The organism is Micromonospora sp. WMMA1976, from assembly GCF_027497335.1.
GTDB classification, from domain to species: Bacteria; Actinomycetota; Actinomycetes; order Mycobacteriales; family Micromonosporaceae; genus Micromonospora; species Micromonospora aurantiaca.
On record NZ_CP114912.1, the window covers coordinates 2,813,340 to 2,822,348 of the forward strand.

The 9,009-nt window shown below is 73.2% G+C and carries 11 protein-coding genes; 6 read left to right on the forward strand and 5 right to left on the reverse strand.

Annotated elements, in window-relative coordinates; all coding sequences use genetic code 11:
- Positions 1-15 precede the first annotated feature (15 nt).
- The 3 genes from O7546_RS12975 to O7546_RS12985 are packed head-to-tail and all read right to left on the reverse strand — an operon-like array spanning position 16 to position 1,924.
- Entirely contained in the window at positions 16-252 is a 237-nt protein-coding gene (locus tag O7546_RS12975) for a hypothetical protein (RefSeq protein ID WP_013286065.1), read from the reverse strand.
- Positions 253-272: 20 nt separating this feature from the next.
- Entirely contained in the window at positions 273-1,259 is a 987-nt protein-coding gene (locus tag O7546_RS12980) for a LysR family transcriptional regulator (RefSeq protein ID WP_013286066.1), read from the reverse strand.
- 47 nt (positions 1,260-1,306) lie between these two features.
- Entirely contained in the window at positions 1,307-1,924 is a 618-nt protein-coding gene (locus O7546_RS12985) for a hemerythrin domain-containing protein (protein ID WP_194801616.1), read from the reverse strand.
- 128 nt (positions 1,925-2,052) lie between these two features.
- On the opposite strand from O7546_RS12985, the gene O7546_RS12990 reads away from it, so the two are divergent.
- Together O7546_RS12990 and O7546_RS12995 are read left to right on the forward strand one after the other, a co-directional pair.
- The gene (locus O7546_RS12990) at positions 2,053-3,381 is read left to right on the forward strand and encodes a M20/M25/M40 family metallo-hydrolase (protein ID WP_194801615.1); all 1,329 of its coding nucleotides are present in this window, start codon (positions 2,053-2,055) and stop codon (positions 3,379-3,381) included.
- 61 nt (positions 3,382-3,442) lie between these two features.
- Entirely contained in the window at positions 3,443-4,096 is a 654-nt protein-coding gene (locus O7546_RS12995) for a hypothetical protein (RefSeq protein WP_013286069.1), read from the forward strand.
- A gap of 54 nt (positions 4,097-4,150) precedes the next feature.
- On the opposite strand, the gene O7546_RS13000 is transcribed toward O7546_RS12995, so the two are convergent.
- Positions 4,151-4,342 (reverse strand): DUF5703 family protein, encoded by a 192-nt coding sequence (locus O7546_RS13000; RefSeq protein ID WP_030274256.1) that lies wholly within the window; start codon positions 4,340-4,342, stop codon positions 4,151-4,153.
- Between the two features lie 70 nt (positions 4,343-4,412).
- A complete protein-coding gene (locus O7546_RS13005; protein WP_194801614.1) occupies positions 4,413-5,381 on the reverse strand; it encodes an aldo/keto reductase in 969 nt (322 codons plus the stop codon).
- A gap of 164 nt (positions 5,382-5,545) precedes the next feature.
- On the opposite strand from O7546_RS13005, the gene O7546_RS13010 reads away from it, so the two are divergent.
- The 4 genes from O7546_RS13010 (at position 5,546) to O7546_RS13025 (ending at position 8,967) form a co-directional block, all read left to right on the forward strand.
- On the forward strand, positions 5,546-6,598 hold the full coding sequence (locus O7546_RS13010; RefSeq protein ID WP_194801613.1) for an LLM class F420-dependent oxidoreductase: 1,053 nt from the start codon (positions 5,546-5,548) through the stop codon (positions 6,596-6,598).
- The gene (locus tag O7546_RS13015; RefSeq protein ID WP_194801612.1) at positions 6,595-7,431 is read left to right on the forward strand and encodes an undecaprenyl-diphosphate phosphatase; all 837 of its coding nucleotides are present in this window, start codon (positions 6,595-6,597) and stop codon (positions 7,429-7,431) included. The genes O7546_RS13010 and O7546_RS13015 overlap by 4 nt, the downstream gene beginning before the upstream one ends.
- A 119-nt stretch (positions 7,432-7,550) precedes the next feature.
- Positions 7,551-8,189, forward strand: coding sequence for a hypothetical protein (locus O7546_RS13020; protein ID WP_281600968.1), 639 nt, complete (start codon positions 7,551-7,553; stop codon positions 8,187-8,189).
- 64 nt (positions 8,190-8,253) lie between these two features.
- A complete protein-coding gene (locus tag O7546_RS13025; protein WP_281600969.1) occupies positions 8,254-8,967 on the forward strand; it encodes a histidine phosphatase family protein in 714 nt (237 codons plus the stop codon).
- The last annotated feature ends 42 nt before the right edge of the window (positions 8,968-9,009 follow it).

Below are 9,009 nucleotides of genomic sequence, written 5' to 3' on the forward strand. Positions count from 1 at the left end.
CCCGGGCGCCGGCTGCTACTCCGACTCCAGGCTGGGCAGGCGCAGCCCGGCCGCGTCCGCAGCGGCCTGCCGGTCGGCGCGGGCGCGTTCCTCACGGCTGAGCAGGTTGGCGTACTCGGTCACGTCGGCCGGCCCCGGCACCTCCGGCAACCGGCGCAGGAACGCCTCCACCTCGGCGGCGGCGGTGGTGTGCGCGGTGGCCGCCTGGCGCAGCAGTTCCCGCTGGTCGGCGGCCGGATACAGATCAGTCATGTCGCCGGTGTTACCCGGGTTCAGGCGATTCGCACCCCACCCGAGCCGTTGGGCTGCACGCCGAACTCCGGATGCGCCAGCAGCCACCCCAGGTACTCCGGATGGTTCGCCAGCGCGTCGGTGTACGCCGCGACGGCCGCCGCCAGTACCGGCTCCGCCACCGCCGCGGCCGGCACATCCGGATGCCAGCCCAGCAGCAGCCGCCAGCGCAGCGGCGTACCGGCGAGCCGGCGGGTCACCAGACCGGCCACCGGACGGAACGTGGCCTGGCACAACGCCACCGCCTCGCCCGCGTCCACCAGGTCCAGCGCGGCCCGCACGTCCGCCTCGTACACCTTCTTCGGGGTGAAGCCGGAGCGGGCGCAGGCGGCGGCGAAGCAGTCGCCGAAGCAGCCGTCGCCCGGCGCGGCCACCCACCGCTCACGCCGCAGGTCGACCAGGTCGACGTCGGCGCGGCCGGCCAGCGGGTGGGTCTGCGGCAGCAGTACGCAGATCGGCTCCACCGCCACCTCCCGCCAGCTCAGCCCGAACCCGGCCGACGGCGTCGAGTCGCCGCACACGCCGGTCAGCGCGAAGTCGAGCCGGCCACCCGCGACCATCTGCGCCAGTTCGTCCACCGACCAGGAGCCGTACGTGGTGATCTGCGCGTCCGGCCGCTCGGCGGCGAGCCGGTGCACCAGCCGCCCGAGGATCGGGCTGTTCACCCCGCCGAAGCGGTACCGGCGCAGCGGATCGCCCGCGCCGGCCATCCGGGCCGCCTCGTCGCGCAGGCCCTTCATCGCCGGCAGCAGCACCCGCGCCCGGTCCAGCACCAGTTCACCCAGCGCGGTGGGACGGGCGCCGCGGCGGTCCCGTTCGAACAACGGCCCGCCCAGCGCCCGTTCGATCCGCTGAAGCTGGGCGGTCAGCGCCGGCTGGGCCAGGCCGAGCGCCGAGGCGGCCTTGGTGACGCTCCCCGTCTCCGCGATCGCGCAGACCACACGCAGGTGTCGCAGCTCCAGATCCATACCGTGACGGTAGGACCACGAACCGATACACGGAAGGGGCGATCGGCTCACCCCTGGCGATGGTGCTCCAGGTCGCTCAGCCGGGTACGCCGTCCGGTGACCGCGTCGCGCACCTTGTCCAGCACCCCGACGGCCGGTTCGACGATCTTGTTCCAGGGCGGGGTGGCGGGCGTGCCGGGGTGCGGCCGGGTCGGCGCCGCCTCCTCCGCGATCTCCCACCGGTTGCCCAGCCGGATCAGCTCGGCGTCGCTGGCCACCTCACGCAGCGGCGTGACCAGCGCCGCGACGCGGCTGACGTGCCGGCGTACCCGCTCGGCCACGTCAGCGACCGCCGGGTCGTCGGCACCGGACAGCTCCTTGAGCGCGGTCAGCAGCCCGGCGTCCGCCTCGATCTCCCGCTCGACCAGCTCGGCGGCCTCCGGCATCGCGGCGCGGGCCGCCGGAAACAGGTACTGCTCCTCGGCGGACAGGTGGCGGGACACCGCAGCGGTCAGCACGTCGAGCACCTCGCGCCGTCCGGCCGCGTCCAGCGCCGGGTCGGTGACCCGGTCGGCCAGCCCCAGCAGCGCCCGGTGCTCGGTGTCCACGAGGTCGGCGACGCTGCGCCCACCCGGCCGGTACGCGTCGTCGGCGGCCGGCGGCAACGGCGGCAGGGGGACGGTCATGGTGCCCTCCTCGTGACGGCCGGAGTCGATGTCCGGGCGGTCCGGCGGTACCCGGCCCGGCGATCCGCGAAACCGCCGCCGGGCCACCGGCGGCCCGCGACCACCTCACCTGCTGGTATAAGGAAGCGATGACGAGCGACGCCGCCCCCGCCCGACCGGACGCCACCGACGAGGTCGTCGACCTCTGCCGCGACCTGCTGCGCATCGACACCACGAACACCGGCGACAACGACACCAGCGCGGGGGAGCGGCGCGCCGCCGAGTACGTCGCGGAGAAACTCGCCGAGGCCGGCGTCGACGCCGAGATCCACGAATCCGCGCCCGGCCGGGCCAACCTGGTCGCCCGCATCCCCGGCACCGAGCCCGGCCGCGACGCGCTGCTCGTGCACGGCCACCTCGACGTGGTGCCCGCCGACCCGGACGAGTGGTCGGTGCACCCGTTCTCCGGCGAGATCCGCGACGGCTACCTGTGGGGCCGCGGCGCGATCGACATGAAGGACTTCGACGCGATGGTGCTCGCCGTGGTCCGCGACTGGCAGCGCACCGGCGTCCGCCCCCGGCGCGACATCGTGCTCGCGTTCACCGCCGACGAGGAAGCCGGCAGCGACTACGGCGCGCACTTCCTCACCCAGCGGCACCGTGACCTGTTCGACGGCTGCACCGAGGCGATCGGCGAGGTCGGCGGCTTCTCCTACTCGGTCGACGAGCAGCGCCGCCTCTACCTGATCGAGACCGCCGAGAAGGGCATCGACTGGCTGCGCCTGCACGCCAAGGGCCGGCCCGGCCACGGCTCGATGGTGCACGACGACAACGCGGTCACCGCGCTCGCCGAGGCGGTCGCCCGGATCGGCCGGCACCGCTTCCCGGTGGTGATGACCGACACCGTACGGGCGTTCCTCGCCGAGGTCTCCGACGTGCTCGGCATCGAGATCGACCCGGACGACCCGGAGACCGCGATCGCCAAGCTCGGCCCGATCGCCAACATCATCGGCGCGACCGTCCGCAACACCGCCAACCCGACCCGCCTGGCCGCCGGCTACAAGGACAACGTCATCCCCGGCCGGGCCACCGCCACCATCGACTGCCGCAGCCTGCCCGGGCAGAGCGAGGAACTGGAACGGCAGCTGCGCGAGCTGGTCGGGCCGGACATCGCCATCGAGTACGTCCAGCGCCAGCCGGCCCTGGAGACCACGTTCGACGGTGACCTGGTGGCGCACATGTCGGAGGCGCTGCGCGCCGAGGACCCGGGCGCGCACCCGGTGCCGTACATGCTCTCCGGCGGCACCGACGCCAAGGCGTTCTCCCAGCTCGGCATCCGCTGCTTCGGCTTCGCGCCGCTGCGGCTGCCCGCCGACCTCAATTTCTCCGGCCTGTTCCACGGCATCGACGAGCGGGTTCCGCTGGACGGACTACAGTTCGGCGTGCGGGTTCTGGACCGCTTCCTCCGTACCTGCTGACCGCGCCCGCCGCGGCGCCGCCGGCGCGGAACCTCCCCCCATCGCGAAGGGACTGCCACACATGACCGACCAGCACGGTGAGCTGGACGCCGCCCTCGAGCGGGTGATCGACGCGGCCCGCGCCCACCTGGCCGCCGTCCGGGCCGCCCAGGGCCGGATCGACGACGACGCCGTCTGGCAGGCGTACGTCGCGTTGAACAACGCCTCGTTCGCCTACGACGAGCAGCTGCTCGACGCGTTCGGCGAGGTGACGCCCTGGGACGTGGAGTCGATCGACCCGGACGAGGCCGACGAGCGCTTCGGCGCCGTCGAGGGCGGCGAGCCCACCGATCCGCACCCACGGGTCATCTCGGTGCGGCAGCGGCGCGACTACCGGGTGCCGAGCGTCGCCGCGCTGCTGCGCGCGGCCGAGGCGGCCCGCCGGGAGGGCACCCCGGAGGAGGACGAGCCGGCGCCGGTGGAGGGGGTCGGCGAGGCGGTGCTGGAACTGCTGCAGAGCGGTGACGGCTCGCTGTCCGCGCTCGACGTGCCGGAGCTGGAGCCGCTGGACGGTGTGGTGATGGTCAGCGAGGTCGGCACCCCGGTCGACCTGGAGTCGTTCGACGACGACGACCCGGTCGGGCCGTTCCAGCCGGCGGCCGACGACCGGCTGGTCGGCCGGCTCGACGAGCACCCGTTCATGGAGCTCGACGAGGAGCACGACCACGCGCACTAGGCCGTGCGCGTCCCCGGGGCGGCGCCGCGTCGCGCGGCCCCGGGGACGGGCCCGTCAGTACGACAGGCCCGGCTGCGACTGGTTGACCAGGCGGCGCCGCAGCACCACCTGCCGCGTGCCGTCCCGGTAGAGCCGCACCCGGGCCAGCTCCCAGCCGGAGAACTCGGCCTGGATCGCCAGCTGCGCCGCGGCGGTCAGCCGATCGACGTTCGAGGGCAACCGCAGCGGCGCGTATTCGTAGTCCATGCCCCTATGCTGCCCAGGTCGCGGGCCCTCCGCCACCCCCTGCGGGTGACCCGGATCGCCCTCGTACGGCTCAGCCGTCGCGCTCCGGGTAACCCACCGGCACCGCCGACACGTCGTCCAGCGCCGTGACGATCTCCTCCGGCAGCGTCATCCGCTCCACCTGCAACGCGCCGAGCAGCTGCCCGACGGTCCGGGCGCCCAGGATCGGCGCGGTCACGCCCGGCCGGTCCCGCACCCAGGCCAGCGCCACCTCAAGCGGCGACACGCCGAGCCCGCCGGCCGCGATGGCGACCGCCTCCACGATGCTGGAGCAGCGCGGCTCCAGGTACGTCGCGACGAACCGCTCGAAGTGCGGCGACACCGCCCGCGAGTCGGCCGGGCGGCCGTTGCGGTACTTGCCGGTCAGCACGCCCCGGCCCAGCGGCGACCAGGGCAGCACACCCAGTCCCATCCCGGCGCAGGCGGGCAGCACCTCCCGCTCCACACCGCGCTCCAGCAGCGAGTACTCCACCTGCGCGGCGACCACCGGCGCGCGCCCCGGCCAGGCGGCCTGCCAGGCGGCGGCCCGGGCGGTCTGCCAGCCGGAGAAGTTCGACACCCCCACGTAGCGGGCCTTCCCGCTGGACACCGCGTGGTCCAGGGCCGAGAGCGTCTCCTCCAGCGGGGTGTCCGGGTCGTACCCGTGCACCTGCCACAGGTCGACGTGGTCGGTGCCGAGCCGGCGCAGCGAGGCGTCGAGCGTGCGCAGCAGGTGCCCCCGCGACCCGTCCCGGCGCCGGCTGCCCGGCCGCAGGCCCGCCTTGGTGGCGATCAGCAGCTCGTCGCGGTCCACCAGGGTGCCCAGCAGGGAGCCGATCACCGACTCGGCGTCACCGTCGGCGTACACGTCGGCGGTGTCGACGAGGTTGCCGCCCGCGTCGAGGTAACTCTTCAGCTGGGCGGCCGCGTCGTCGGCGTCGGTGTCCCGTCCCCAGGTCATGGTGCCGAGCGCGAGCCGCGATACCGCCAGCCCGCTTCGGCCGAGCGGTCGCTGTTGCATGCGTGAACCTTATTTCGAACCCGGCGTCACGGATATCCTCGCCGCAGTCAACTTCCCGCGCGACCTCCACCCGGTGTGACATGTTCGGGGCGAGCCGGACGTCGAGGGCGCCACGCTCATTGCGTAACCTGATGCGACCTGTGGTGCGGACGGTGGGAGGATCAGTGCGACTCGGGCTCAACCTCGGATACCAGACGGCGTGGAGCACGCCCTTCGACCACCTGGCGCTGGCCCAGGAGGCGGACCGGCTCGGCTACTCGGTGGTCTGGGCCGCGGAGGCGTACGGCTCGGACTCGCCGAGCATGCTGGCCTGGATCGCCGGTCAGACGGAGCGCATCGACGTGGGCTCCGCGGTCATGCAGATCCCGGCCCGTACCCCCGCCATGACCGCGATGACCGCCGCGACAATCGACACGCTCTCCGGCGGCCGGTTCCGGCTCGGCCTGGGCGTGTCCGGCCCGCAGGTCTCCGAGGGCTGGCACGGTGTGCGGTTCGCCAAGCCGCTGGCCCGCACCCGCGAGTACGTCGACATCGTCAAGCTGGCGGTGGCCCGCAAGGAGGTCGCGTACGACGGCGAGCACTACACGCTGCCGCTGCCCGACGGCCCCGGCAAGGCGCTGCGGCTGGGCTTCCACCCGCCGCGCGAGCACATCCCGATCTACCTGGCCGCCGTCGGTCCGAAGAACCTGGAGCTGGCCGGCGAGATCGCCGACGGCTGGCTGGCCGTCTTCTACTCCCCGGAGTTCGCCGAGGAGCACCTCGCCTCGGTGCGCGCCGGGCGGGCGGCGGCGGGCAAGGAACTGGCCGGCTTCGACGTGGTGCCGTCCGTGCCGGTCGTGGTCGGCGACGACATCGCCACCTGCGCCGAGCTGGTGCGCTGGTACGCCGCGCTGTACGTCGGCGGCATGGGCAGCCGCAAGCAGAACTTCTACAACCAGCTCGCCACCCGGATGGGCTACGGCGACGCGGCCCGCGAGGTCCAGGACCTCTACCTGGCCAAGCGGCAGCGCGACGCGGCCGCCGCCGTACCGATGGAGTTCATCGACCGCACCTCGCTGCTCGGCCCGAAGGAGCGCATCGCCGAGCGGATGCGGGAGTACGCCGCCGCGGGCGTGACCACGCTGTCGGTGTCGCTGTTCGTGGCCGACCGGGACAGCGGGGTGCAGACCCTGCGTACCGTCGCCGAGGCCCTGGAGCTGTCCGGAGTCGGGGAGTGACCTGGATCGAGGCCATCGTCCTGGGCCTGGTCCAGGGGCTGACCGAGTTCCTTCCGGTGTCCTCGTCCGGGCACCTGCGGATCACCTCGGAGCTGTTCTTCGGCCGGGACGCGGGCGCGTCGTTCACCGCGGTGACCCAGCTCGGCACCGAGGCCGCCGTCCTGATCTACTTCGCCAAGGACATCTGGCGGATCGTCCGCACCTGGTTCGTCGGCCTTGTCGACCGCTCGGTGCGGTCCAGCCTCGACTACCGGATGGGCTGGTACGTCATCGTCGGCACCATCCCGATCGGCATCTTCGGGCTGATCTTCAAGGACCAGATCCGCACCGCCGGCCGCAACCTCTGGCTGATCTCCTGCACGCTGATCATCGGCGCGATGCTGCTGGCCTTCGCCGAGTACTGGGGCCGGCAGACCCGTACGCTGGAGAACTTCCGGATGCGCGACGGTGTGGTGATGGGTTTCGCCCAGGCCGCGGCGCTGGTCCCCGGCGTCTCCCGCTCGGGCGGCACCCTGACCGCGGGCCTGCTGCTCAACCTGACCCGGGAGACCGCGGCCCGCTACTCGTTCCTGCTGGCCATCCCGGCCGTGGTGATCTCCGGCGTGTTCAGCCTCCCGGACGTGTTCGAGCCGTCCGCGCCCGGCACCGCCGCGCCGAGCGTGGCGCAGATGGTCATCGCGACGCTCATCGCGTTCGCCGTCGGGTACGCGGCCATCGCGTGGCTGCTGCGCTACGTCGCCCACCACACGCTGTACGTCTTCGTGCTGTACCGGGTGGCGCTGGGCAGCCTGGTGATCTGCCTGCTGGCGACCGGCACGATCAGCGCCACCTGACGTCGTCGTGCGAGAGGCCGGCCACCCCGATGTCCGAGGTGGCCGGCCTTCGGCTTCGTCGCCCACCCAGCCACGTCGGGCCGCGCGGCGTGTGCGACTGCGCGGCCCGGTGGCCGGGGGTGGCTACTCTCACCCGCATGTCGCGTTTTCGCCTCAGACCGCTGTACGGCGTTCCCGTGATGATCGGCATTCTGGCGGCCTTTGCGTGGAACCTGGCAGAGCCTTTCGACAAGCCGGAGCTGCCGGCGGAGATGTTCGTGGTGACGGGCACAGTCGACTCGGTACAGGAGACCTGGGAAAAGACGACGGGAGGAAGCAGAAACCTCGGCGTCGTGGTCCATCGGGTGCTGCTCCGCGAGCACCCCCGGGTCGAGTTCAGCGTACGAGAGCTGCCTCGCGAGGAACTGATGCCCGGCACGCCGGTCCGATTCGAGATGAGCAGGGATCCCCGGCCGGATCTGGAGCGCGCACGGTTGTACGACTACGCGACCTACCTGGTCATAGCCGAGACCTTCGTCGTCGACGGCACCGTGATCTACGACGCGTTCCAGGTCAGGGCGGAGGCCGAGGCACGGACCGACGCGGCGGTCAGGCGGTACCGCAGCATCTCTCTGGTGCTGTGGGCGGTGGTGGTCGTCTGGGTCGCGCTCCTGGTCCGGCGGCACCGGGCATCGCTGCGGTCCCTGCGATCCCTGGCGGAGCCCGACGGCGCGTCGGACGCGGCCGACAGGTTCCGGAGATGGGTGTACCGGGAGTAGGGCCGCACCATCGGAACGCGGCCTGTCGTGGCGGGACGATCATCCGAGGGGCGTACCGCCTAGGGTGGTCAGCGTGGCGACCCTTCTGCTTCTGAGACACGGCCGGACCACCGCGAACGCCGACGGCGGCCTGGCCGGGCGGCAGCCGGTCGAGCTGGACGACACCGGCCGCGCGCAGGCCACAGCGGTCGGTGCCCGCCTCGCCGGGCTGCCACTGGCGGCGGTGGTGACCAGCCCGCTCATCCGCTGCCGGCAGACTCTCGACCTGGCGCTGCCCGGCGCCGAGCCGGTCGTCGAGGACGGGCTGATCGAGTGCGGGTACGGCGACTGGGAGGGGCAGTCGCTGAAGAAGCTGGCGAAGGAGCCGCTCTGGCCGGTGGTCCAGCAGCACCCGAGCGCCGCCGCGTTCCCGCAGGGCGAGTCGATGGCGGCGATGTCCGCGCGGGCCGTGGCCGCGGTACGGGCGTGGGACGCGCGGGTCACCGCCGAGCACGGGCCGGAGGCGGTCTGGCTGGCGTGCAGCCACGGCGACGTGATCAAGGCGATCGTGGCGGACGCGCTCGGCGTACACCTTGATCTTTTCCAGCGGATCGTGGCCGACCCGGCGTCGGTGACGGCGATCCGCTACACCCCGCTGCGGCCGTTCCTGGTCCGGCTCAACGACACCGGCGGCGACCTGTCGGCGCTGGTCCCGCCGCCGCGCAAGCGGCGCCGGCGCCCGGCGCGGGCGGCCGAGTCCGACGCGGCGGTCGGCGGAGGCGCGGGCGCGGCCGGGTGAGACCGGCGTACGCGGCGCGTTCGCTCTGGGCGGATTCGGCGT